We start from the raw sequence: 25,711 nt of genomic DNA, 5'->3' as shown, positions 1-25,711 counted from the left end.
TTCTAGAGCGACCCCCATGGAGACCGTTCGAATGAGCAAAAGCCTGAAACGCGTGCGTGCCGCCCTTGAAGCAGCTGGCCTTCCGAATGATGTGCGTGAGACGGACAGGGCCCGGACCGCACAAATGGCCGCGGAATCCATTGGGTGCGTGCTCGACCAGATTGCGAAATCCATCATCTTCCAAGGTGACTCAAGCGGAGAAGCTATTCTGTTTCTCACGGCTGGCGGCAATCAGGTCGATACGGTCAAGGCCAGTGCCTTGGCAGGTGAACGTCTGGGCAAGGCCGATGCCGACCTGGTGCGTGCGCAAACCGGCTTTGCCATTGGCGGCGTCAGCCCGGTCGGACACATCACCCCGATACGCGCTTTTATCGATTTAAGGCTGTTGGAGTTTGATATAGTCTGGGCCGCTGCTGGCACGCCGAACCATGTTTTTCACATCGATCCAAGCCTTTTGCCGGGATTGACTGGTGCGAAACCAGCAGATTTCATCGTATAACCCACCCAAAAACTCACTATTATTTGTTTTTTTACAATATCTTATTCAGATAATGTAAAAAACATTCACATAGCCACTTGCAAAAGCACCTCCACATGCCGATTTTGGGGATGTGAAGACGATTTACATTACAGACCACGGAGAGAAAAACATGACACCTTCTGCCACTGCCCCCGTCGCTTCCAGCCCAACCGGTTGGTTTACACGCAGCGTGGCCTGGCTTGACAGCAAAGGCAAAGGCGCTTGGATCGCCGCGATGATCCTAGGCTTTATCCTGTTCTGGCCCATCGGCCTGGCCCTAGTTTTTTACATCACCTACACCAATCGCTGGAGTTCAACCATGTTCAACAAGTCCTGCAGCCGCCGCCACCGTCATGCGATGCACGTGATGACCCCAACAGGCAACCGCGCCTTTGACGCTTACCGCGAAGAAACGCTGCGCCGCCTCGAAGACGAGCAGAAAAGCTTTGAAACTTTCCTCGAACGTCTGCGTGAAGCCAAAGACAAGGCCGAGTTCGACGAGTTTATGGACGAACGCGCCACAGCCGCCGCAGCAGAACGTGAGGCTCCGCAGGCTTAAGCCTGCCCCCACAAAAGACCCAGTGGCCCCGATCGGGGCCACTGAACTATTGTTGACATAGGACCCTACCCCAAAATGAGCACGACCGCCCAAATGGACTTTCAACTTCCAGATCCTGACACACAACCAGCGTTCTATGCAGATGTTCCCACAAAACGGTTGATCGCCTGGGTGATCGATCTGGTTGTCATCGTGGCAATCTCATCGGTGGTGGCGCTCTTTACCGTTGTGGGCCTGTTTTTCTTTGCGTTCATCCTGCTTATCGTCGGGTTTATCTATCGCACGATCACTTTGAGCACGCACTCGGCCACGTGGGGCATGCGCCTGACATCGATTGAGTTTCGCGACCGCACCGGGCGCCACTTTGACTTTGGCAGCGCCTTTTTACACACGCTGGGGTACCACGTGTCGATCTCGATCTTTCCGCTGCAACTGATCTCGATCGGGCTGATGTTGATGTCGTCTCGCGGCCAAGGTTTGACCGACCACGTTATGGGATCTGTCGCAATCAATCGTGCGGCACGCTACTAGGCCCTTGGCCTCGGGAAAATCCGTGCTATCGTCCTGATTGAGCTACTGATCAGGACGATATGCGTCACACACTTCCTCTTGCCCCGCAGTTCTACGTGACCGCGCCCCAGCCCTGCCCTTATCTTGAGGGGCGGATGGAGCGGAAGTTGTTTACGGCGTTGCAGGGTGAACATGCCGCGGCCCTGAACAACACTCTGTCGCATCAGGGGTTTCGTCGCTCACAGAATGTGCTTTATCGCCCGTCCTGTTCAGATTGTTCTGCCTGCCTTTCAGCGCGTATCAATGTGGCTAAATTTTCCTCATCGCGTAGCCAAAAGCGGATTATCAAGCGCAACAGCCATCTGGTGCGCAGAGCCACGTCACCTTGGGCAACCGAAGACCAATATGATCTGTTCCGCACCTATCTGGACAGCCGCCACGCTGACGGTGGAATGGCGGACATGGATGTCTTCGAATTCGCCGCGATGATTGAGGAAACCCCGATCCGCAGCCGTGTTGTTGAGTATACCGACCATGACAGCCATGATCTGATTGGTGTGTCGCTGACGGACATCCTCGATGATGGGGTCAGTATGGTCTATTCGTTTTACACGCCGGATGTTCCGCGCCAGAGCCTTGGGACCTATCTGATCCTGGATCACATAGAGATCGCGCGAGAGGCGGGATTACCTTATGTTTATCTGGGCTATTGGGTGCCTGGCAGCACCAAGATGGGCTACAAAAGAAATTTCTCGGGGCTGGAAGTTTACTCCGATGGACACTGGCAGGACATTGGCGAGCCAGAGCGCTTTGACAGCAAGCGACACCCGCTGCTGACAGACCCAATTGCCGAGCAGGTTGCCAATCTGTCTTTGCCCGACATTCGCGCACCCAAGGGCTGATCGTGCGTCACTTGCATGCCTTTTCTCTGATCGTTCCAGACTATGACAAGGCGCTGGGTTTCTATGTTGGCACCTTAGGATTCGACCTGCGCGAGGACACTGATCTTGGCGGCGGCAAACGCTGGGTTGTGATCGCACCGGATAGAACGGCCCAGACCAGCATTCTTTTAGCTCGCGCTGCGGACGACGCGCAAAGTGCCGTCATTGGCAATCAATTCGGCGGGCGTATCGGGTTGTTTTTGCACACCGATGATTTTGCCCGCGACCACGCAGATATGCTGGCCAAGTGTGTCACCTTTGAAGAGGAACCGCGTCACGAGCCTTATGGGACGGTTGCCGTGTGGCGTGACCCGTTTGGCCATCGTTGGGATTTGCTGCAGTTATCCTCCTGAGCCGATCCACCGCGATTCTAAGATCCGAGTGCGCAAACGAAAACGGGGGCCCAAAGGCCCCCGCTTGTACTTTGTCTATCCTCATCCGGGTCAGTTCGGGATCAGGTCCGGCAGGAAGGTCACGATGATCGGGAAGGACCACAACAAGGCCAGCCCCACCACCTGGATCAACACGAACGGAATGATACCTCGATAAATATGCCCGGTTGTCACCTCTTTCGGAGCAACGCCGCGCAGATAGAACAGCGCAAAGCCAAAGGGTGGCGTCAGGAACGAGGTCTGCAGGTTCACGGCGATCATGATGGTGACCCATTTCGGATCGAAAGTACCACCGTAGATCACCGGCCCGACGATCGGGATCACGATGTAGATGATCTCGAGGAAGTCGAGCACGAAGCCCAGCACGAAGAGCACCAACATCACGATCAGGAACACCGTGAACTCGTTGTCAAAGCTCTTGAGGAACTGCTGGATATAGTGCTCGCCACCAAAGGAAATCACCACCAGATTGAGCAACTGCGAACCGATCAGGATGGTAAAGACCATCGAGGTCACCTTGGCCGTTTCTCGTACCACCGGGGTCAGGATGCCGCCCTTGAACAGGACGTAGCACGAGAACAAAAGACCAAAGGCTGCGTAGAGATAGGCCGCATAGGCGAAGAAGAACGCCACCCAGCTTTCAAAGCTCACGTCGCCTTGGTTGATCCGCAAGTCAAAGTTAATGCCGATCAGGATACACAGCATGATCGCGACCGTAGAGAACAGGATCACTTTGCCACTGCGCTCTTCGTCCTGAAGACGACGGTAGGCCGCCAACATCAACGCACCCCCTGCCCCAAGCGCCGCTGCCGGCGTTGGGTTGGTGATGCCACCAAGGATTGAACCCAGAACAGCCACGATCAGAACCAGTGGTGGGAAGACCACACGGATCAATTCGTTCTTGGACATATAGCCTGCTGCGTGCGTACAGCCATACATCGTCAGAGCGAAGGGGATCAGCCACAGCACCACGCTGGCACCTGCACTGGTCGAAGGCGAAATCAGCACGATATCGACGATAAAGGCCAGGATTACCCCAACCGCGCCGATGATCAGCGGACGACGGTCTGCCGACGGGCTCACGCCGCGGGCAAAGACCAGAACCAAGGCTGCCATGACCATCAGGATCGAGATACCTGTTCCAATCGGGGCCGCGTTGGCCTCTTTGGTGGCGACGCGTTCGGCGATCTCTTCGTCCGACAGTTTCACACTCTGCTGAACACCGCCATCGGCTTCAATCGCGGCGGATTCAGCCACGGCCTCGTCCCAGGCTTCTTGTCCGTGCAGTTCTATCATCGACGCCTGACAGGCCTCGCTGACATTTGTGCGCAAAGAGGCGGCCTCACCGATGTCAGTATATGAGTCGACCTGCAAAGACTGCGAACCGATCACGTTGACATTGCCCAAGACAAAGAAACCCGCGATGAGCAGCACCGGAATACCAAGGAACCAGGTGAACGCTTCGTTACGGCTCACTGGTTCGGCATTGGTTGATCCCATTGCCACAGCAGGTGCTTTCGACGGATTGAATAGCGCGTAGCCAAAGGCATAGAGCGCATAAAGCAACGCCAGCATGACACCGGGAACCAGCGCCGCCTGGAACAAGGTTCCGACCGACACAACCGCTGGCTCACCCAGATAGGTCAGCGCATCGGTACATCCCGCAGTCTGCGCGCGTGCTTCTTGGGCAGCTGAATAGAGATCGCCTGCCAATGTACCCAACAGAACAATCACGATTGACGGCGGAATGATCTGCCCCAACGTGCCCGACGCGGCAATCACCCCCGTCGAAAGCTCAGGAGAATATCCGTTGCGCAACATGGTTGGCAGGGACAACAGCCCCATTGTGACCACGGTCGCACCAACGATCCCTGTCGAGGCCGCAAGAAACGCTCCCACAACAACAACCGAAACGGCCAGACCGCCAGGCAGCGGGCCAAAGACGCGCGCCATTGTGGTCAGAAGGTCGTTTGCAATTTTAGACCGCTCAAGCGTGATGCCCATGAGGACGAACATCAAAACAGCCAGAAGGGTTTCGATCGATTGACCCGCAAGAACACGCTCGTTGATCCGGTTCACGATGAAGGAAACGTTGCGATCCATCGCAACTTCCCATCCGCGTGGGAACACAGCTTCTTCGATACGCGGCAAGTCTGGGTATCGGAAGACCGAGATCGTATCGGCCTTAATCCCTTGCGAGACAAGGTCCGCATACATGGCTGACGATGTATCAATCGCCTGGTGAATCAGGATCCCGGCACTGTCGAGTGCTGCGATGATCCCGAAGGAAATAATCCCCGCTCCGCCGATGGCGAAAGCCACCGGAAAGCCCGAAAGGATGCCCCCGAAGAGGCAGAGGAAGACGATAATCAGGCCGATCTCGACCCCATCAAGTCCAAACAACATAGTAACTGCCCCTTAACTCAGTGTGTGCCTTCGTAGGCTTCTTCACCCTCGCCCAGCGTATCGCGGTCGAGGTATTTGCCGTCGCTTTCCATGCCTTCCTTGCGCTCAAGATACGAGCGATAGAAGAAGGCGATTGCGTGCAGGAAGACCATGCCAGCAAAGGCGACGAGAAGGATTTTGAACAGGAAGTACGCGGTAAATCCGTTCGGCGACGGGCCAATAAACTCGACGTTCCAGCGCATAGCGCGAGATTTCAACAAGAGACGGTCCAGCGTATCTGAAGCCGAGGGTTTCGGAACAATCAGGTGGCGCCACATGAAGTACCAGCCGTAAAGCCATGTCAGCACGGCCATGGGCATCATAAAGAACAAAGACCCGAACATGTCGATCGTCTTTTTAACCCGGTGCGACACTGCCGAATAGACCAGATCCACTCGCACATGTCCGCCTTGGACAAAGGTGTATGTCGCGCAAAGAGCAACGACCAACGCATTGTAAAGCTTCAATTCTTCAGCGTACCAGCTGATGTCGAACTGGAGCGGAACGCCGAACCCGAACACGATGTCCGGCCGGGTGAAAATCCGCTGCATAAACACGATGATGATCTGCTGCAGAACCATCAGAAGTCCTGCCCAGGCAAAGAAACGCCCGGTGGTGTTAGCAAACCCTTCCAGCACCCGAACACAGAGCCACATGAAAGAATTGCGCCACATTCCAATCGCGGTCACCACGAGGAACAGTGTGAACACAACAAAGAAAAACTCGACCGATCCGCCGTAATAAACAAACCGCATCACCGCTTCTTTATTGGACCAGTCCAGCCAGAGTTGCGGGTGCGTGATCGCATATCCGAAGTTGTAAAAGGCCATGCCGATGTTCTGGATGAACCACCAGATACCATCCAGAAGCGCGCCGAAGCCTGAGCCGCCGTCGTCCTGCATCTTGTCCCCCTAGGAAATTGTTGGTGGAGCAGGCGATTTTTGTTTTGACCTGCTCAGACCTGTTTGTGGGTCCCGGTACTCCGGAACCCACCTGTGTTTTGAAAGGGTGGCTTAGCCGCCCAGAACGCGGATACGCTGCTGAACGTAGTAGCCGTCCGATTTGTTGATCCAGCTTGCCGAGGTGGCCAGCGAAGCTTCGAACGAAGCACGGATCTCTGCGAACAGTTCGTCGCCCATGTTTTCGTCCATGACTTCGGCAGAAGCCGCGCCAAACGCATCCCAAACATCGTCCGAGAACTGAAGGGTCTTGACGCCCTGAGCCTGCAGACGGGCCAGTGCGGCACCGTTGTTGGCCAGAGTTTCCGACAGCTGAAGCTGCGTGGTCGCCATAGAAGCGTAGCGCATGATCGCTTTGTGCTGATCGCTCAACTCGTTCCAAACGTCGAGGTTCATGTTGGCTGCAAGCGCCGAACCTGGCTCGTGGAAACCAGCAGTGTAGTAGATCTTGGCAACTTCCTGGAAGCCGGCGCGTTCGTCAGCCATTGGGCCAACCCACTCCAGACCGTCCAGCGCGCCCGAAGAAAGCGCCTGATACAGTTCACCACCGGGGATGTTCTGAACAGATGCGCCCAGTTTACCCAGCACTTTACCGCCCAGACCAGGCATACGGAACTTGAGACCGTTGAAGTCTGCTGCCGAGTTAATTTCTTTGCGGAACCAACCACCCGACTGCGAGCCGGAGTTACCAGCCAGAAGGCCTTTGAGGTTGAAGATTTCGCCCAGCTTGTCGTGCAGCTGCTCACCACCACCGTGATAGTACCAGTTCGAAACTTCCTGTGCCGTGCCACCAAATGGAACCGCGGTGAAGTATGCATAACCAGGGTGCTGACCAATGAAGTAGTAGTCAGCCGAGTGATACATATCAGCTTGGCCCGACGACACGGCGTCAAACACTTCCAGCGCGCCAACCAGCTCGCCCGGTGCTTTCTTGTCGATGGTCAGCTGACCGTCCGACATTTCGCCAACCATGGTTTGCAGGTAGGTTGCGGCATCATCAAGAACAGCAAAGCCACGTGGCCATGATTGCACCATGGTCAAGGTGCGTTTGCCTGTTGCGTACGCCGGAGCCGCCAGAGTGGTAGCAGCGGCCGCGCCGCCCAGAGCAGAAGTCTTCAGAAAAGAACGACGATCCATATAGGTAATCCTCCCAGAATTAGTTCAGTCCGACATGCCTTTTGGCACACGGACGGATCGTTGCAAGTGACGGAAGGTTAGCTTTGCCTCTGACTTTAGGGAATACCAAGTACTACGTATTCTCAGACCGAACTGGCAGATTTTCTGACCAATTCCCTCCGTATTACTGCGTAAATCATGCATGAACCGCCTAAAAACTGGCAATCAGCGCTATGATTCGCACCGATTCCCTATTATCGAATCACAATGCGCAAACTGATGACGCTCCTGCGCCTGTCTTATGGGCAAAAGCTGTTTCTGCTGGCCACCGTACCGCTCATTCTGGCGGTTGCGGCGATTTCGCTCTTGGTGGCGAACCAGTCACGACAGCTGGCCGAGCGCGAGATTGCGACCTTGGAAGATCAGTTGATCGAAGCCAAAAAGGCCGAATTGCGCAACTATGTGACCCAGGCGCGTAACGGCTTTTATTATGTCTATGGTAGCGCCGCTCCAGACGATGAAGACGCCAAACGTCAAGTCATGCAGATCCTGGCAGCCATGATCTATGGCACCGACGGGTTCTTTTTTGTCTACGACTATGACGGCAAAAACCTCGTGAGCCCGCGCCAAACTGATATGATCGACCGGAATTGGTCCGGCCTGACAGATAGCGAAGGTACGCCTGTTGTGGACGAGTTGATCGCGATTGCCCGACAGGGTGCGGGATACCACAGCTATCTTTGGCAAAAGCCATCAACCGGGAAAGAAGCGCGGATGATCACCTATGTGACGTCTTTTCCCAGCTGGCGTTGGGCCGTGGGTACGGGGGTTTTCATTGACGATGTCCTGGCTTCGGTTGCCAAGGCGCGCGCAGATGTTGAGACACGCGTGCGTCAGACATCAATGTACATTCTGGCTATCACGCTGGCGGCTCTTTTGCTGGTGTTCATGTCTGGCCTCTTCATCACCATTCGCGAGCGCAGGTTGGCAGAAACCAAGCTCAAAGAACTGACTCAAAGGGTCTTTGATGCCCAAGAAGAAGAGCGCGGACGCGTGGCCCGTGAGTTGCATGACGGGATCAGCCAGCTTTTGGTTGGCGTAAGGTATGCACTGGACAGCGCTCGACGGCGACTTGGCGCGGGTGATCGCAGCGGTGAAGACATGTTGGACAAGGGCATCGACCATCTCTCAGGAGCCATTCAGGAAGTGCGCAGGATCAGCCGTGATTTGCGCCCCGGAGTGCTGGATGATCTTGGCTTGGGCCCTGCCCTCAAGGCGCTGACCGATGACTTTGCTACCCGCACCGGAATTGATGTGGACTTCAACACGGTGGTGTTTCGCAATCGTCTGGACCAAGACGCCAAGATTGCGCTCTACCGGATTGCTCAAGAAGCTTTGACCAATATCGAACGTCATGCCGGTGCCAGCAAGGTCACCATCGACGTGCGCGGCCACAAGAAAGGCGCCACGCTGCGCATTGCCGACGATGGCGGTGGCATCCCGTCCGAGACGACCTCGCAACCCGGCTCGGGACTTGGCTTGCGCAACATGCAGGAGCGTGTGGAACAGCTTGAAGGAACATTGCGCATCTTCTCGTCACGCTCGGGAACGGTTATCGTGGCCGAAGTTCCGCTGACACATATGCTGCAACCACAGGAAAACGCGACCGAGACCAGAAAGGCCCGCGCATGAGTGAACAGACCACAGTTGTTATTGTCGATGATCACCCAATGGTCGCCGAGGGTATTCAATCCGTGTTGGAGAGCTACGGTGATATTGCGGTGATCGCCACCCTGACCAATGGTCGCGAAGCCGTGGAACAAATGCGTGGTCTCAACCCGGATGTGGTGTTGATGGACCTCAACATGCCCGAGATCGGTGGGTTGACCGCAACCGAGATGCTGCTCGAGGCGAACCCCGACACGCGCATTTTAATCCTGTCGATGCATGACAGCCCGGAATACATTTCAACCGCTTTGGGCCATGGCGCGCGCGGCTACATCCTCAAAGATGTGCCAACCGAAGAGATCAAGATTGCCATTGATACGGTGATGCAAGGCGAACGTTACCTGTGCACTGGCGCCAAGGGATCTTTGGAACCATCGGGCGATGACATGCGCGAAAGCCTGACCAGTCGCGAGCAGACAGTTCTATTGCAACTGGCCCAAGGCAAGTCGAACAAAGAAGTTGCAAGTGCCCTCAATATCTCGGTTCGCACGGTTGAAACCCACCGCAAAAACATCAAGCGCAAATTGGGGATCAGCTCGACCGCCGGGCTGACGCGCTATGCAATGGAGCACGGCGTGCTGCAAGGCACGGGTGTAGGCCTTTAACGCCTAGAAGTGAGACCTGAAAGCTAAACCTGCTCAAGGGGCGCCGCCCCTCTCGTCGGTTTTAACGGGCAAAGCGAACGCTCACTCCGAAAAGCTTTTTTGGCCAGGAGAAGCAGAATCAGCACCCAACTTTCCTGTTTCTTCAGATCACACCTCGATCTGCGCAACTTTCGGAAAGATTTTCGACCCGAAGCGACACTTTCTGTGAGATTATTGCACTGCAGCGCAGATTTCCCTGTTGACGCCCTCTCCTGCCCTTAATAATGTCCGCGCACGCATTTTGAAGGAGCGCTTGCTGTGGAACAGCTAGTCGTCATCGTGGGAAATTGGCGCATGGGCCGGTAACGGACACCATAACGGTTCCCCATGCGCCCCCGTCAGACGATCGGGGGCTTTTTTATGCGTATGAAAACTGTGACGTTGTAAACGGAGAGACACATGACACGTCAGATGACCGGAGCGAGAATGGTAGTTCAGGCCCTTAAGGATCAGGGTGTGGACACGGTATTCGGATATCCCGGCGGGGCAGTCCTACCGATTTATGACGAGATCTTTCAGCAGAACGATATTCGTCACATCTTGGTGCGCCACGAACAGGGGGCCGTACATGCCGCCGAAGGCTATGCCCGCTCAACCGGCAAGGTTGGTGTCGCGCTTGTGACCTCTGGTCCCGGGGCCACTAACGCGGTAACCGGCCTGACTGATGCTCTGATGGACTCAATCCCGATTGTTGTGCTTTCTGGCCAGGTTCCGACATTCATGATTGGCTCGGACGCCTTTCAGGAAGCGGACACTGTTGGCATCACCCGCCCCTGCACCAAGCACAACTGGCTGGCCAAAGACACGGCAAACCTGTCTGGCCTCATCCATGAGGCGTTCCATGTCGCGCGGTCCGGTCGTCCGGGACCGGTTCTGGTCGACATCCCCAAGGATGTGCAGTTTGCCAGCGCCGATTATACCCCGCCTCAGGCGGCGAAAACCTCGCATTACCAACCTCAGATGAAGGGCGATATCGAGGCGATCACCGAACTCGTGGAAGCGATGGAAAAGGCCGAACGGCCTGTGTTCTATACCGGTGGCGGCGTTATCAATTCGGGCACGGCCGCGTCACAGCTGCTGCGCGAGCTGGTCGACACCACAGGCATTCCGATCACCTCGACCCTGATGGGTCTGGGGGCATACCCGGCATCTGGCAAGAACTGGCTGGGCATGCTGGGCATGCACGGATTGTACGAAGCCAACATGGCGATGCACGGCTGTGATCTGATGATCAACGTCGGGGCGCGCTTTGACGACCGGATCACCGGGTTGATCGAAGCGTTTTCGCCCAAGTCGAAAAAAGCACATATCGACATCGACCCCTCGTCGATCAACAAGGTCATCAAAACCGATATCCCGATCGTTGGCGACGTTGGCCATGTTCTCGAGGATATCCTCAAGGTTTGGAAAGCCCGCGGTCGCAAGACCAACAAAGAGGCGCTGACCAAATGGCACGGCCAGATCGACAAATGGCGTGAAACAGATTGCCTGAGCTTCAAACAGGAAGGCAAGATCATCAAGCCGCAATATGCGCTGCAACGGCTTGAAGCGCTGACCAAGGATCACGACCGCTACATCTGCACCGAAGTGGGCCAACACCAAATGTGGGCCGCACAATACTTGGGCTTTGAAGACCCCAACCGCTGGATGACCTCCGGTGGTCTGGGCACGATGGGCTATGGTTTCCCTGCGTCTATCGGTGTGCAGATGGCGCATCGCGATGCGCTGGTGATCAACGTGGCGGGCGAAGCCTCCTGGTTGATGAATATGCAGGAAATGGGGACCGCGGTTCAGTTCCGCTTGCCCGTGAAACAGTTCATCCTGAACAACGAACGTTTGGGTATGGTGCGCCAATGGCAGGAACTCCTGCACGGTGAACGCTATTCACACAGCTGGTCCGAAGCCCTGCCCGACTTTGTGAAACTCGCCGAAGCCTTTGGCGCCAAAGGGATTTATTGCGACAACCCAGATGATCTGGATGACGCGATCATGGAAATGATCAATCACGATGGTCCAGTGATCTTTGATTGCCTCGTTGAAAAGCACGAGAACTGCTTCCCGATGATCCCGTCGGGCAAGCCGCACAATGAAATGCTTCTGGGCGAGGCTTCGACGCAAGGCGCGATCGAAGCTGGCGGCGCGGTTCTAGTGTAAGGAGAACGGAAATGGCTGCTCTAAAAATCAAAAAAGGCTCGAACAAGCACTCCGCCTATAACCTGCGCCCAACGTTTTCTGACGTGCAGGAATCTCATACGCTGGCAATGCGGGTCGACAACGAACCAGGTGTCCTGGCGCGGGTGATCGGTCTGTTCGCAGGCCGCGGATACAACATCGAAAGCCTGACCGTGGCCGAGGTGGATCATCTGGGTCACCAGTCGCGCATCACCATTGTGACCACAGGCACGCCGCAAGTGATCGAGCAGATCAAGGCACAGCTGGGTCGGATCGTTCCGGTTCACGAGGTGCATGACCTGACCGTAGAAGGCGCTGCAGTTGAGCGCGAACTTGGGTTGTTCAAGGTTACCGGCAGCGGAGAAAAGCGCGTCGAGGCCCTGCGGCTGGCCGATATCTTCCGCGCCAATGTGGTGGATTCAACGCTGGAAAGTTTTGTGTTTGAAATCACCGGGGCGTCAGAGAAAATTGACGCTTTTGCCGACCTGATGCGCCCCTTGGGTCTGGTAGAAGTCGCCCGGACGGGAGTTGCGGCCCTATCACGCGGTGCCGAATAACAGTCAGAACCGATCAAGTGTTAAAAAAAGGGGACCAATAAACGGTCCCCTTTGCGTTTAGACAGCAACCAGTTCGCGGTCCGCTCTCTCAGTAACATGGGGGGTAAACAGAATCACGTCTGCCGAAGCTTGCGGCTTGGTCGCAGACCTGCCCATTTCATTTGGCTGGCGTGGCTTCGCAGCCTCTTGCAGCGCACCCGCCAAGCCCTCGTACGCCCCTTGTTCGATACGCCGAGGATTGTGGGCATAGCGCAGGTGCTTTTCTTGCTGAAGTTCGAAATGAACCAAGTCTCCGGCGTCCAAGTCCACCAGTTCTCGAGGCATGTAATTGTCCCCGTTAAAAAAAGCTAAATCGCCTTGATCTTCGCACCAGATAACCGCTTTTTTATCCGCATTATCACTCCACAGAACCACGCCAAGCATCTGAGTTCTAACTCCTTTTTGCCCTCCCTATGAGTTTCACAAAAGTTTCCCGACCTGCACATTGAAATTTGGGCGTCGGACACAACGAAATTGTGTCGACAAGACAAACTCCTGGTGCCAAACTGCATCACAGTGGCGCCAAATAGCGTCAATCTGCGCCAAGTATCGGATACAGTTGCGCCTTAAGCGCGAGTAAAACAAAAAAAATCAACCGGAGATTGCATTGACAAACGCCTCGGGAACCCAAGATTCTCAACCGTCTCCAGCGGAACTTCGGAAAATTTTCGGTGCAAACCTGCGGATTCTGGCGGACCGATATCCGTCTGTTTCCCAGCTGTGTCGGGAACTGGGCATCAATCGCACGCAATTCAATCGCTACCTCTCGGGCGAGAGCTTTCCACGACCTGACGTTTTGCACCGGATGTGCCAGTTTTTTGATGTGGATGCCCGCATCCTTCTGGAACCCATCAACAGCTTGTCCACCGAACGTGGTGTGCTCAATCATCCACTCATCGCTGACTTTGTCGGGACTGGAATGACTGACATTCCACAAGATGTCTTTCCGGACGGGTTTTATCGGTTTTCAAGACTGAGCTTCACCGAAGCTGATCTGATTATCATCGGTCTGGTCTATGTATTTCGCCAAGACAAACATACGTTTATCCGAGGTTATGAAGCCAAAGAAGGTATGCGCCAACAAGGGCTTCCCACAGATCAGAAAACGCGAGAGTTCCGCGGAGTCGTTTTGCCGCAGGAAGACGGTCTTGCCGCGCTTGTGTCCCACAAGAACACGATGGCGACTTCGTTCAACTATCTCAGCCGGGTCGCATCGTTTCAAAATCACTATTGGATTGGGTACGCCACTCGCACCGTACGGGAAACTGTTACCGGTTGCCGTGCGGCCCGTCTGGTCTATGAGCATCTTGGGTCAGACACTGGCGCCGTGCTAAGTGCTGCACGCTCGGTCGGGTTTTGCAAACCCGATGAGCTGATCCCCTATCACCGCAAGTTATTGCAACTGGATCGCCCGTTTTCCTGACGCCTATTAGCCCCGGTCAGAAACGAATTCGTGTCGCGAATCGCATTGTCGAGTCGCAGATCAGCAATTGACTGATGCAATTGCGCGTATGATTTGAGTCGCGGGAAACAGGAGCACAGGATGACACAGCCAAACCTTTCCGGGGTCATGCGCCCTATTGAGACTGCCAATGGTCTTGGCAATAAGTGGTACACTGACGCGAGCTGTTTCGAAGATGAGAAACAGGCCGTATTGCAGTCTACCTGGACCGGCCTCGCTGTCGCAGCGGATGTCCCGGAACCCGGCGACGCGGTGCCACTAAGCTTTCTGGGCATGCCTCTTTTGTTAATCCGTGACAAAGAGGGAGAAGTTCGGGTCTTTTACAACACCTGTCGCCACCGTGGCATGATCCTTGTTGATGAACCGCGTAAAATCGAAGGGGCCATCCGCTGTCCCTATCACTCCTGGTGCTACGCGACGAATGGGCGTCTGGTCACCACGCCGCATGTGGGCGGCCCAGGCCAAAACACGCATGATTGCATGAAACGCGAAGACCTTGGCCTGATCGAAGTGCGCAGCCATATCTGGCGCGACGTTGTATTCGTCAACGTCTCTGGCGACGCGCCAGCCTTTGAAGAGGTGCACGCGGATCTTCTCAAGCGCTGGTCGGAAGTGGAAAAGCCGCTTTATCACGGCGGCTCGGACAGCCGATTTGATCTGGAAGTTCAAAGCAACTGGAAACTCGCAGTTGAGAATTTCTGCGAGGCTTATCATCTGCCGTGGGTCCATCCGGGGCTAAACGCAATCTCGCGACTGGAAGATCATTACAACATTAACGAAGCAGGCCTCTACTCGGGTCAGGGCACGTTGGTCTATCAACAGCTCAAAGGCGACGATGGCACCACTTTCCCGGATTTTGAGGGACTCTCAGACCAATGGGACCAAGGCGCCGAATACATCGCCGTCTATCCCAACGTGTTGCTTGGCGCGCAACGCGATCATGCTTTCGCCATCGTACTGGAACCCTTGGCACTGGACCGAACTGTTGAGCATATTCACCTCTATTATGCCACGCCGGAAACCGATGCAGACATGCGGGGCAAAAACACCGAACAATGGCGGGTGGTTTTTGAAGAAGACGTTTTTGTTGTCGAAGGCATGCAGCAGGGTCGCCATGCACTGGGGTTCGATGGCGGGCGGTTCTCCCCCGCAATGGATGGGCCGACCCACTGTTTCCATTCCTGGGTCGCGTCGCGCCTGTCAGACCGTGACCTGCCGCAGGCGGCAGAGTGACGGACAGTCTCGACCAACGCTTACTGAAGGCCCATGCGAGCCATGACAGGGCGGCACTGGTCTCACTCTACACCGAGGCCGCAGATCAGGCGCAGGATGAGACTGAACTGGGGTTCTTCCTGACGCATGCCTATGTGTTTGCGTTGGAGATAAACGATGCACGCGCGGATGCGCTCCGCCAGCGCCTTAGACACATGGGGCGCGAGCAATAAACGGTGGTCAGGTAGTTTCTGCCAAATCCTCTTCGTCCACACCGGCCTCTTTCATCAGAGAATAGAGATGCCAGGTCGCGTGCCCCAACAGCGGCAAAACAATGAAAAGGCCCATAAACCCGGGAAGAAGCGACAGAAAGGTGAGCCCTGCAATAAGGGCCGCCCAAAATATCATTGGAATGAAGTTCTGTGAAACGGCCTGAAAACTGGTGATCATGGCGGTGACAAAGTCCACCTCGCGATCCAGCAACAAGGGCAAAGAGATCACGGTTATCATGTACAACAGCAACGCAAAGAGCGCGCCAACCACCGATCCAACCACCAACATCACCAAACCATTGCCGGTCAGGTAGACTTCAAAGGATGTTGAGACATTGGTCATGGTTGAAAGGCCCAGGAACAGTGCAAAAATCATATGCGCCAGAAAGAACCAGAACAGAAATACAATAATGATCACCGCACAGATAGACGGCAGTTGCCGTTTCCCCTGCCGCCCGATCACGCCAAAAATCGCGTAGATGTCCATCGCGCGCCCTTGTTCAAGACGCCGCGAGACCTCGTAAAGTCCCACTGCAGCAAAGGGGCCGATCAAGGGAAAGCCAATCGCGGCAAACACCAGCCAATAGGTATGACCGGTTTCCACCGTAAGCCACGTCAAAAACCAGCCAGCGATCACATAGAACGCCGAAAACACGAAACCATATCCGGGCCGAGCCAGGAAATCCTTCCATCCGCGCGCCAACGCCCCCCGCAACATCGCGAAAGTCACCTCTCCCAGCGGGGGTACGCCCAGTTCTGGCTTATCCGGCATCCACTCCTCCCAAAATGCATGTCGCCCAATGTTATGTGATAAGACCCTCTGGGCTTACACAAATCAACTGTTCTGAATATGAGCCCGACACTTTTGCGGCCAACCAGTAGTGTCGTGATAGGCTTGTGCCCAATTCAACAGGTCACGATCGCGTCCTTTGGCTGTGAACAGTTGTACCCCCATCGGCAATCCCCTGTCGCCAAAGCCAATCGGCAAACTGATGGCAGGCACGCCGGCCAGGCTGACAGGGACAACAACTTCCATCCATCGATGGTAGGTGTCCATCACCTGCCCATTGATTTCACGCGGCCAAGGAATGTCTGCATCAAAGGGCCAGACTTGGGACACGGGCAGCGCCAACGCGTCATAACGTTGAAGCACGTCCGCCAGAACTTCATACCAACGCGCCCGCAATGCACCTGCCTGGCTGATCTGCGACGCGGTTAGCGCCAGACCTCTTTCGGTTTCCCATTGCGCCTCTGGTTTCAGTTGTGCGCGGCGCTCTGAGTTTGAATAATCCGCAGCCAGTTCTGCCGATACGGCCCAATGGCGCAAGGTTGTCCAGCTGGACCATAAATCTTCAGCGGCAAACGGGGCGTCCAGCCCCTCCACATGAAAGCCAGAGCCTTTTAGCCCCGCTTCACACATCTCAAGAATGCCCGGTTCCATCGGATAGGCGCTGCCCCAATCACCGAGCCACCCGACCGATACGTTGGACAGCGACTGCGGCGGCTCAAGCGTCCAGTCCTGCACAGGGGCATTGTGTGGAACCATAGGGTTGGGCGCGGCAATCACCGACATCATCAACGCCATGTCACGTGGGCTGCGGGCCATCGGTCCGAGGGTGGAGAGTTGTTGAAGAAACGTTTCGCTTCCCGGTTCGCGGGGCACCACGCCCCAACTGGGGCGAAATCCATAGACATTGCAAAAGGCTGCCGGGTTGCGCAAAGACCCCATCATGTCCGATCCATCCGCCAGCGAAACCATTCCCGTGGCCAGTGCCGCCGCGGCGCCTCCGGACGAGCCCCCTGCTGCGCGCGTGGTGTCATAGGGGTTGCGTGTCACGCCAAAGACCGGATTGTAACTGTGCGAACCGAGACCGAACTCTGGGACATTGCTTTTGCCAACAAAGATCACGCCAGCAGCATGTAGCCGGGCTACCAATGTATCATCCTGCTGGGGTACCTGATCGGCATAGAGCGGCGAGCCTTGCGAATTAGGTAGGCCGACCAACGCGGCGAGGTCTTTGACGGCAAAAGGCAGACCATGAAGCGCGCCGCGCTCTTCACGCTGAACTTGATCGGCCGCGCGCGCCTCATTCATCAGTGTTGCGGAATCACGCAGCGATACCAAGGCGTTGACGCTGCCATTCACGGCTTTGATCCGCGCCAAGGTCTCGGCCATTAGCGCTTCACACGTCATTTCACCTGCGTGCAGCGCAGCCAGAATCTCCACCGCGTCCCGGTCCAGTATGTCCATTACTGCCTCCCTCAATGACAACAGGCTACCGTCCTCGCAGCTGCATGCAAGGTCCAGGCTTCTTTTGGCTCTAAATATCCCGGGGTGAATTGGCACCGGACCTTGTCCGGGGCCAAGAGGGGCTGGCCCCTGCCCTAGTCCTCGGATTGCGCGTCGGCGCGGCTCTTGCCAGAGGCGTCCATCGCAAGGGTGGCCGCCATGATCCCATCCAGATCACCATCCAGCACGCCCTTGGTATCCGAGGTCTCAAAGTTGGTGCGCAGATCTTTGACCATCTGATAGGGCTGCAACACGTAAGACCGGATCTGGTTACCCCAGCCCGCATCGCCAGCGTTCTCATGCACCTCATTGACCAGAGCAGACCGCTTATCCAATTCCATCTGATACAACCGAGACTTCAGCGCCTTCATGGCAATGTCACGGTTCTGGTGTTGGGATTTTTCCGAGCTCGTGGTCACGATACCCGTAGGATGGTGGGTAATCCGCACCGCCGAGTCGGTGGTGTTTACGTGCTGACCACCTGCGCCTGACGAACGATAGGTATCGATCCGGATGTCTGCGGGGTTCACTTCAATTTCGATATTGTCATCGACCACAGGGTAGACTTTTACCGAGGTGAAAGAGGTATGGCGCTTGGCGGCACTGTCAAAGGGCGAAATACGCACCAGACGATGAACACCGCTTTCAGATTTCAGCCACCCATAGGCATTGTGCCCCGAGATTTTGTAAGCGGCAGATTTGATGCCCGCTTCTTCACCGGCTGTCTCTGATTGCAGCTCGACCTTGTAGCCTTTTTTCTCAGCCCAACGCACATACATACGCGCCAGCATCGACGCCCAGTCACAGCTTTCGGTACCACCAGCGCCCGAGTTGATCTCAAGAAACGTGTCATTGCCGTCCGCTTCGCCGTCCAGCAAGGCTTCGAGCTCTTTTTCCGCAGCCTTCACAGCCAGTTTGGTCAAAGCCGCTTCGGCGTCGGCGACGACCTCTTCGTCTTCTTCCATTTCACCCAGTTCGATCAGTTCGACATTGTCGTTCATGTCAGTTTCAATCGATGTACAGGTCTCAATTGCATCAACCAGGTTCTGACGCTCGCGCATCAGTTTTTGTGCGGCTTCCGGATCGTTCCACAAGTCAGGGTCTTCGACGCGGGCGTTGAATTCTTCCAACCGAAAAGACGCCGTCTCCCAATCCATCCGCTGGCGCAAAAGCTCCAGAGATTTCTCGATCTTGGCAACAGTGTTCTGGGCTTCGGCGCGCATCGGGTCGGATCCATTCAAATTTGGTCAGGCTTGGGTGATAAACCACCCCATGAGCGCGGGCAAGGCACCAGTCGGTCTCGCAAAGCGATTGCTTCAAAATGCTGGAAGATGTGCCAGACGGAGTGATGCCCGTTAGTAAAGACCACCCGAACTCATGGTGCCAAACGTCGCTTTGGGTCCAACCACAGTGGTTTCGCCATCTGACGTCGTGACTTCGGTTCCGGTTGCATGCACCTCGTCGAACAATGGCAGGTTCGATCCCATCGCAAAGCCACCGTCAAAAGTGATACCAAAGATCGGCTCTTCGCCATCACGGAAGTACTCCGCCACAACACTCGGACCGGACGCATCATTGGCCAAACGCGCGCCAGAGTAGCGGTCGATCTTGATGAAATGTCCGCCCGGAGGCACGCGGAACTTACCGCCACCGTATTTCTTGATGGCCTCACTCATGAACTCTTGGAAAACCGGGCCACAGGTGGTGCCCCCATAGGTCCCTGCCCCCAAAGGACGTGGGCGGTCATGGCCGATGTAACAGCCTGCAACAACAGTGCTAGAAAAGCCGACAAACCAGACGTCTTTGGCTTCGTTAGTGGTGCCGGTCTTGCCCGCGATTGGCACAGGCAGCTGGACCTGACTGGAGGCCGTGCCGCGCGTCACAACACCCTGCATCATTGAAGTCAGCTGATAGGCAGTCACCGCATCCATCACCCGCTCGCGATTGGTCACAATACGCGGGCCACGGTTGGTGGCGATATCAGCCCGATCACAATCGGTACATTCGCGCTGGTCGTGACGATAGATCGTCTTGCCATAGCGGTCCTGTACGCGGTCCACCAGGGTTGGCTCAACCCGTTCACCACCGTTGGCGAACATGGCATAGGCCGCAACCATCTGGAAAAGCGTGGTTTCCTCAGACCCGAGTGAGTTGGCAAGGAATTTCCCCATATCGTCATAAACGCCAAAGCGTTCTGCATAGTCGGCCACGACTTCCATGCCGACCTCTTGCGCCAGACGAATGGTCATGAGGTTCCGGCTCATTTCAATACCGGTTCGCAGAGGGGTTGGCCCGTAGAACTTGTTGGTCGAGTTGCGCGGGCGCCATACGCCTTGCGGCGTATCAATTTCAATCGGCGCATCAATCACGATGGTCGCCGGGCTGTAACCGCTGTCCAGTGCCGAGGCGTAGACAAAGGGCTTAAAGGATGAACCGGGCTGCCGTTTGGCTTGTGTCGCGCGGTTAAAGACCGAATCCTGATATGAGAAGCCACCCTGCATCGCAATCACGCGGCCGTTGTTGACGTCCATCGCCATAAAGCCGCCCTGCACTTCCGGGACCTGCCGCAACGACCAGCGTACGAACTCGCCGCTCTCTTCTTTGGTAATCGCGCGCACCAACACAACGTCACCAACATCAACGAGATCTCCGGCCACTTTGGCCTTACGTCCACGGGTGCCATCTTCGTTCAGCTTACGCGCCCAGGTTACATCCTTGGCAGGAATCCAATGACCATCATCGTCGTCCTCAACACCTTCGATCCCGATGCGGGCATCGTTATTGCCAACCTCCAGCACAACTGCCGGATACCAATGGCCTTCGAGGTCTACATCGCGCGAAACCTCCAGTGCCCCAAGTGCTTCGCGCCATGTGGCCTCATCGGCCAATTGTTCCGCGGCCAGCTTTAAACCTGTTCCACGCCACAAGCCGCGCGAACGGTCATACTTTTCAAGTGCATGACGCAGCGCACGCGCCGCAATCTCTTGCATCTCTGGATCAATAGTCGCGCGCACGGTCATGCCACCGGTGAAGAATTCCTCTTCCCCAAAATCCACGCTCAATTGGCGGCGAATTTCATCGGTGAAATAGTCGCGCGGCGGCAGAGCAGATTTGAAACTGTCAAAGTCGCCATTTTGCACGGACCGCAGTGGCAACGCCTTTTCCGCTTCATAGGCCGCTTCGGTGATGTAACCGTTCTCGGCCATTTCTTTCAGAACAAAGTTGCGGCGCGACAACACGCGGTCATAATTGCGAACCGGGTGGAATTTGCCCGGCGCCTTCGGCATGGACGCCAATGTTGCCGCCTCATGCGGTTCAAGATCTGACAGGGATTTGTTGAAATAGGTCTGTGCGGCAGCGGCCACACCGTAAGAGTTCTGACCCAGGAAAATCTCGTTCAGGTAAAGCTCCAGAATTTGATCTTTGCTCAGTGTCTCTTCGACCCGTGTCGCCAAAATGATTTCTTTGATCTTCCGCTCGATCTTGCGGTCACCAGACAGGAGGAAGTTTTTCATCACCTGCTGCGTGATTGTCGAGGCGCCACGAACCGTCTGACCGCGCGAGCGAATGGCTTCGACCCCTGCTGCGGCAATCCCGCGGGCGTCATACCCTGAGTGATGATAAAAATTCTTGTCTTCCGCAGAGATGAACGCCTGTTTCACGAGATCGGGGATTTGATCTGAAGGCACAAACAACCGGCGTTCGCGGGCGAACTCATCAATGATCCGACCTTCGTTCGAATAAATACGGCTGATCGTTGGGGGTTTATATTGCGCCAAGCTTTCGTGGCTCGGCAAATCCCGCCCATACATCCACAGGACCGCCCCGATAGACAGAGCAACCACGGCGAGACCCATCGTCACAAAAGTGAAGATGCTGCCGAGAAATGTAAGAATGGCTCTTAGCACATTATGCTCCGGTATCGTGTACGTGGTCCTGAAAAACAGGTCTTTCGGTCTCTATATATTCCGTCGCGCACGGGGTCAAAACACATCGCCGACATCACTGCGCGCCTTTTTGCCAATAGGCTTGCCATTTCCCCAACGTCACTGGCGTGACAGACCCCGCAGGATTTTGTCTTCGGCGCGCCACGTCAGCAGGCCATCCCGGATCGCGCCAGCCATAATCGCGCGCCAAATCGGGTCTTGCAGGCGCTCCATATCTACATCTGACGACAAAAAGCCAACTTCGATCAAAACCGATGGAATGTCGGCGGCCTTAAGTACGGAAAACCCTGCCCGGCGCAGCGGCTTTTTGTTCAATGAGCCGCTGGCTTCGCGGATCGTGTTCACCAAGGCGCGCGCCAGAATGTCTGTCCGAGGCTGTGTTTCTTGACGGGCAAGGTCCAACAAGACATCGGCAACGCGATCATCGGCGCCACTGAGATCAACACCGGCAAGAATGTCCGAGCGGTCATGTCGCTCGGCCAGTATCTCCGAAGCTGCATCTGACGCCTCTTTGGACAGCGTATAAACCGTTGCGCCGCTGGCATGGCCCTTTTGCAAGGCGTCTGCGTGTAGCGAAATGAACACATCCGCACCTGCCTCATGAGCAATCGAAACACGACGCTCAAGCGAGACAAAAACGTCTTCGTCGCGGGTCAGGATCACTTCAAAACTGCCGGTCCGTCGCAAGGAATCGCGTACTTCACGGGCAAAGGATAACATCAGGTCTTTTTCCTGAGCGCCATCACGTTCTGCGCCGGGATCAATTCCGCCGTGGCCTGGGTCGAGAACAACCACAATCGGGGCCCAGTCGGGGCGCTCTTCGCGCGCCTCACCTACGTCAGCAGGCTCTGGCAAATCCCATCGTGGGTCGCGTGGGGCACCGGACTTGCTGGCGTAGTCTTCTTCAGTCGAGGGCATCAAGGACAGCTGCAAAAGCGCCTGCCCCGAGCTCTCGTCCAAGGTCATCCCTGCGGTTTCGACAACAAGTGGGCTGTCCAAATCAAGCACCATACGGCTCCAGCCGGGACGAAACTGGCCATGACGCACCTGTCCAATGCTCTCAACCTGTCCGAGCGCGTCCGCATCAAACCCCTGCCAGTCAATCTCGCGAAAATCCAAAACCAACCTGCGCGGGTCATCCAGTTGGAACACGCGCCACGGCACCCCCTGCGACAGGCTAAGCGTCAGGTCGACGCGATCCCTCCACGTATTTGTCAGGCTGCTTTTCTCAGCATCCACGCGGGCAAGGCCACTCAGATCCTGGGCGGCGGCCACGGTTGCGATCCACAACATCGCGAAAACTGCTAAAACTCTGCTCATTACCCTTGTCCGTTCGGGACTTTCGCGCAGTCTAGCCCAGCCAACGGCGCGGAACCAGCCCTGACCCAAGACGCCGCGGCTAGATAGCCCCGCGCGCGGTCATGAACCGTTTTAGTCGCGCAAGCCCTTCGGCAATGTCTTCGGTCGCCCGTGCATAAGAAAACCGCAGGGTCGTTGCCCCGCGCACCGGATCAAAATCCAGCCCCGGCGTGACGGCAACCCCGGCCTCTTCCAGAATTTCGCTGGCAAAGGCGCGGCTGTCTTCCGTGTAGCGGCTGACGTCGACGTAGACGTAAAAAGCCCCATCCGGTGGTGCAAAGCGATCAAACCCGGCTTTTGGCAATCCTTCGATCATCAAAGCCCGGTTCTTGCGATAGACTGCCATGTTGGCCTCAAGCTCTTCGTGGCAATCCATCGCGGCCAATGCGGTCACCTGACTGGCATGTGGAGGGCAGATAAACATGTTTTGCGCCAAACGCTCGATCAGACGCACGTGATCCTGCGGTACGACCATCCAACCTACGCGCCAACCAGTCATAGAAAAATACTTGGAGAATGAGTTGATGATGTACGCGTCATCTGTGACCTCAAGCGCGGTCACTGCCTTGGCTTCGTATTCGATGCCGTGATAAATCTCGTCGCTGATAAAGGCAGCCCCCTTTGCGGCTGTGGCGTCATAAAGCGCCTGCATGGCTGAACGGTCCAGCATGGTGCCGGTGGGGTTGGCTGGTGACGCAACCATCAGACCTTGCACATCCATGTTTGCAAAATCAGACGGCACTGGCTGCAAGCGGTTCGCGTCGGAGGTCTGTAAATCAACGGGTTGCAGCGACAAGGCTTTGAGGATTTGCCGGTATGACGGATACCCCGGCGCGCCGATCGCCACTCGGTCACCGGCCTCAAACAGCGCCGTGAAAGCGAGCAGAAAAGCCCCGGATGACCCTGGCGTGACGATCACACGATTGGGATCAAGGTCGACGTTGTACCACTCCCCATAAAGCTGCGCGATACGGGTGCGCAAGGCAGGCAATCCCAAAGCTACCGTATACCCGAGAGCGTCGCCCTGCATTGTCTCAGTCAACGCGTTTTGGGCGCCGCGCGGTGCGGCAGTACCGGGTTGACCCACTTCCATATGGATAATGTGACGCCCGTCGGCCTCGGCCAGACGGGCAGCTTCCATGACATCCATCACAATAAAGGGATCGACCTCTGAGCGTCTTGAGTTCCGCATGTTTTTCGTTCCTATTGGCCCCATGATCTTTCACCGTGAAACGGCGTTGCCGTCAATCCATACCTTTCGGCTTTCGGCGGCTTTGTTGCTGAGCGCAGTCTTGGTTCTGGTGACATTGCCAGCCCGGGCTGCCGGGCTCATACGGGATCCAGACATTGAGTTCGCTCTGACCAAAGTTGCCGAACCGATCCTATTGGCCTCGGGTTTGGGGCCAGGTGTTCGAATTATTTTGGTCAATGACCGTAGCCTCAACGCTTTTGTCATCGACAGCCAGCATATCTATATTCACCTCGGCCTTTTGAACCGGCTCGATAAACCTGAGATGTTGCAGGCTGTGATTGCTCATGAGGCCGCGCATATTACCAATGGCCACATAACTCGCCGACATTTGAACCTCGACAGCGCACGTAATGCCGCCGGGTTGGGCATGGCCCTGGCTCTTGCCGTCGCAGCGGCCACCGGCAGTGCTGATGCCGCCGCGGGGCTTGCTCTTGGCACCCAATCGGCGGCTCAACGCAACTTTCTGGCACACACACGCGCAGAAGAAGCCGCTGCGGACCAGTCGGGCGTTCGCTATATGGCGCGAGGCGGCGTGGACCCCCGCGGCGCCGTGGCCGTACACCAATTGTTTCGGGGACAGGAATTGCTGAATGTTTCGCGTCAGGACCCGTACATTCGTTCGCACCCGCTGACACGGGACCGGGTTCGCGCAATGCAGAACTTTGTCGATGGCTACACCGGCGAGGTCAAACCTCAGGCCGAGGCGCAATACTGGTTTGCACGGGCGCGCGGCAAAGCCTCGGCTTTTACGCGGTCGCCTAAATGGACTTTGCAGCGTTCTAAAGAAAGTCCGACCGAGGACATTCGAGCCATGCGCGAAGCTGTGGCCTATCTGCGTCTCTCCGACGCGTCTCGGGCCGTCTCGCGGATAAACCAAGCGCTGGAGTTGCGACCAAACGATGCGTTCTATTATGAACTCAAAGGGCAAATACTGCTGGAAACACGGCAGTTTAGCGCCGCAGTTGATGCCTACGAGCGGTCGGTGGAACTCGCTCCGCGAAACGCGCTGAACCTTGCGGGATATGGCCGCGCCTTGATGGCAGCCGGAAGAGACAAGGAGGCGTTAGATGCCCTTGAGCGTGCCCGTGCCCGAGATTTTAGGGATGCGCGGTTGCTGCGTGATTTGGGGCAAGCCTATGCCAAAAACGGCCAAAACGGCATGGCATCCTTGTCGACCGCCGAGCGATATGCTTTGCAGGGCCGGCTAAAAGATGCCGAAATTCATGCGCGTCGTGCTTCGGGCCTTTTGCCGCGTGGCTCTAGTGCGTGGCGCCGTGCAGAAGACATAATGATTGCTGCCGAAAGAACAGGTAAAAGACGATGACCTTTAACATA

The 25,711-nt window shown here is 56.0% G+C and carries 23 protein-coding genes; 13 read left to right on the top strand and 10 right to left on the bottom strand.

All coding sequences use genetic code 11. The features are described from left to right. The first annotated feature begins 31 nt into the window (after positions 1-31). The 5 genes from Q0932_RS05225 (at position 32) to Q0932_RS05205 (ending at position 2,883) form a co-directional block, all read left to right on the top strand. Complete coding sequence (locus Q0932_RS05225) at positions 32-499, top strand: YbaK/EbsC family protein (RefSeq protein ID WP_299350294.1); 468 nt, start codon at positions 32-34, stop codon at positions 497-499. A gap of 151 nt (positions 500-650) precedes the next feature. Then, positions 651-1,079, top strand: a complete 429-nt coding sequence (locus tag Q0932_RS05220) for a DUF2852 domain-containing protein (protein WP_299350293.1) — start codon at positions 651-653, stop codon at positions 1,077-1,079. 75 nt (positions 1,080-1,154) lie between these two features. Beyond that, positions 1,155-1,610, top strand: a complete 456-nt coding sequence (locus tag Q0932_RS05215) for an RDD family protein (RefSeq protein WP_299350291.1) — start codon at positions 1,155-1,157, stop codon at positions 1,608-1,610. Between the two features lie 59 nt (positions 1,611-1,669). Further along, positions 1,670-2,491 (top strand): arginyltransferase, encoded by an 822-nt coding sequence (locus tag Q0932_RS05210; protein ID WP_299350290.1) that lies wholly within the window; start codon positions 1,670-1,672, stop codon positions 2,489-2,491. Between the two features lie 2 nt (positions 2,492-2,493). Continuing rightward, positions 2,494-2,883, top strand: a complete 390-nt coding sequence (locus Q0932_RS05205; protein ID WP_299350288.1) for a VOC family protein — start codon at positions 2,494-2,496, stop codon at positions 2,881-2,883. A gap of 90 nt (positions 2,884-2,973) precedes the next feature. Here Q0932_RS05205 and Q0932_RS05200 read toward each other — a convergent pair whose 3' ends face one another. The 3 genes from Q0932_RS05200 to Q0932_RS05190 form a co-directional block, all read right to left on the bottom strand. Next, positions 2,974-5,328 carry a TRAP transporter large permease subunit gene (locus Q0932_RS05200; RefSeq protein ID WP_299350286.1) on the bottom strand — a complete coding sequence of 785 codons (2,355 nt, stop codon included), beginning with the start codon at positions 5,326-5,328 and terminating at the stop codon, positions 2,974-2,976. Positions 5,329-5,345: 17 nt separating this feature from the next. Then, complete coding sequence (locus Q0932_RS05195) at positions 5,346-6,269, bottom strand: TRAP transporter small permease subunit (RefSeq protein WP_299350284.1); 924 nt, start codon at positions 6,267-6,269, stop codon at positions 5,346-5,348. A 111-nt stretch (positions 6,270-6,380) separates the two neighbouring features. Beyond that, positions 6,381-7,463: a TRAP transporter substrate-binding protein gene (locus tag Q0932_RS05190; protein ID WP_299350283.1), complete on the bottom strand. Its 1,083-nt coding sequence runs from the start codon at positions 7,461-7,463 to the stop codon at positions 6,381-6,383. 246 nt (positions 7,464-7,709) lie between these two features. Between Q0932_RS05190 and Q0932_RS05185 the strand changes: the two genes are divergently transcribed. From Q0932_RS05185 to ilvN, 4 genes are all read left to right on the top strand, one after another. Next, a complete protein-coding gene (locus Q0932_RS05185) occupies positions 7,710-9,134 on the top strand; it encodes a cache domain-containing protein (RefSeq protein ID WP_299350281.1) in 1,425 nt (474 codons plus the stop codon). Further along, the gene (locus Q0932_RS05180; protein WP_299350279.1) at positions 9,131-9,775 is read left to right on the top strand and encodes a response regulator transcription factor; all 645 of its coding nucleotides are present in this window, start codon (positions 9,131-9,133) and stop codon (positions 9,773-9,775) included. Before Q0932_RS05185 ends, Q0932_RS05180 begins: the two co-directional genes overlap by 4 nt. A 438-nt stretch (positions 9,776-10,213) precedes the next feature. Further along, positions 10,214-11,968, top strand: a complete 1,755-nt coding sequence (locus tag Q0932_RS05175; RefSeq protein WP_299350277.1) for an acetolactate synthase 3 large subunit — start codon at positions 10,214-10,216, stop codon at positions 11,966-11,968. Positions 11,969-11,979: 11 nt separating this feature from the next. After that, positions 11,980-12,543 (top strand): acetolactate synthase small subunit, encoded by a 564-nt coding sequence (gene ilvN, locus Q0932_RS05170; protein WP_299350276.1) that lies wholly within the window; start codon positions 11,980-11,982, stop codon positions 12,541-12,543. A gap of 57 nt (positions 12,544-12,600) precedes the next feature. Here the strand turns inward: ilvN and Q0932_RS05165 are convergent, their stop codons facing one another. Beyond that, on the bottom strand, positions 12,601-12,966 hold the full coding sequence (locus tag Q0932_RS05165) for a hypothetical protein (RefSeq protein ID WP_299350275.1): 366 nt from the start codon (positions 12,964-12,966) through the stop codon (positions 12,601-12,603). 223 nt (positions 12,967-13,189) lie between these two features. On the opposite strand from Q0932_RS05165, the gene Q0932_RS05160 reads away from it, so the two are divergent. The 3 genes from Q0932_RS05160 to Q0932_RS05150 all read left to right on the top strand — a co-directional run bounded on the left by Q0932_RS05160 (position 13,190) and on the right by Q0932_RS05150 (position 15,489). After that, positions 13,190-14,005, top strand: a complete 816-nt coding sequence (locus Q0932_RS05160; RefSeq protein WP_299350273.1) for a helix-turn-helix transcriptional regulator — start codon at positions 13,190-13,192, stop codon at positions 14,003-14,005. Positions 14,006-14,125: 120 nt separating this feature from the next. Further along, on the top strand, positions 14,126-15,277 hold the full coding sequence (locus Q0932_RS05155; protein ID WP_299350272.1) for an aromatic ring-hydroxylating dioxygenase subunit alpha: 1,152 nt from the start codon (positions 14,126-14,128) through the stop codon (positions 15,275-15,277). Further along, complete coding sequence (locus tag Q0932_RS05150; RefSeq protein WP_299350270.1) at positions 15,274-15,489, top strand: hypothetical protein; 216 nt, start codon at positions 15,274-15,276, stop codon at positions 15,487-15,489. The genes Q0932_RS05155 and Q0932_RS05150 overlap by 4 nt, the downstream gene beginning before the upstream one ends. A gap of 7 nt (positions 15,490-15,496) precedes the next feature. Here the strand turns inward: Q0932_RS05150 and Q0932_RS05145 are convergent, their stop codons facing one another. The 6 genes from Q0932_RS05145 to Q0932_RS05120 form a co-directional block, all read right to left on the bottom strand. Then, positions 15,497-16,300, bottom strand: coding sequence for a DUF2189 domain-containing protein (locus tag Q0932_RS05145; protein ID WP_299350268.1), 804 nt, complete (start codon positions 16,298-16,300; stop codon positions 15,497-15,499). Positions 16,301-16,363: 63 nt separating this feature from the next. Next, positions 16,364-17,779: an amidase gene (locus Q0932_RS05140; protein WP_299350265.1), complete on the bottom strand. Its 1,416-nt coding sequence runs from the start codon at positions 17,777-17,779 to the stop codon at positions 16,364-16,366. Between the two features lie 134 nt (positions 17,780-17,913). After that, positions 17,914-19,041 carry a peptide chain release factor 2 gene (gene prfB, locus Q0932_RS05135; RefSeq protein ID WP_299350263.1) on the bottom strand — a complete coding sequence of 376 codons (1,128 nt, stop codon included), beginning with the start codon at positions 19,039-19,041 and terminating at the stop codon, positions 17,914-17,916. Between the two features lie 132 nt (positions 19,042-19,173). Further along, on the bottom strand, positions 19,174-21,726 hold the full coding sequence (locus Q0932_RS05130) for a PBP1A family penicillin-binding protein (protein WP_299350261.1): 2,553 nt from the start codon (positions 21,724-21,726) through the stop codon (positions 19,174-19,176). Positions 21,727-21,864: 138 nt separating this feature from the next. Then, entirely contained in the window at positions 21,865-23,085 is a 1,221-nt protein-coding gene (locus Q0932_RS05125; protein WP_299350260.1) for an N-acetylmuramoyl-L-alanine amidase, read from the bottom strand. 79 nt (positions 23,086-23,164) lie between these two features. Then, on the bottom strand, positions 23,165-24,316 hold the full coding sequence (locus tag Q0932_RS05120) for an aminotransferase class I/II-fold pyridoxal phosphate-dependent enzyme (RefSeq protein WP_299350258.1): 1,152 nt from the start codon (positions 24,314-24,316) through the stop codon (positions 23,165-23,167). Here Q0932_RS05120 and Q0932_RS05115 point away from each other — a divergent pair. Further along, positions 24,315-25,700, top strand: a complete 1,386-nt coding sequence (locus tag Q0932_RS05115) for a M48 family metalloprotease (protein ID WP_299350256.1) — start codon at positions 24,315-24,317, stop codon at positions 25,698-25,700. The genes Q0932_RS05120 and Q0932_RS05115 overlap by 2 nt on opposite strands. Positions 25,701-25,711 lie beyond the last annotated feature (11 nt).

The sequence above is a fragment of the uncultured Shimia sp. genome (genome assembly GCF_947498095.1).
Taxonomy (GTDB): Bacteria; Pseudomonadota; Alphaproteobacteria; order Rhodobacterales; family Rhodobacteraceae; genus Shimia.
This window is presented reverse-complemented; position numbering and strand designations above follow the sequence as displayed.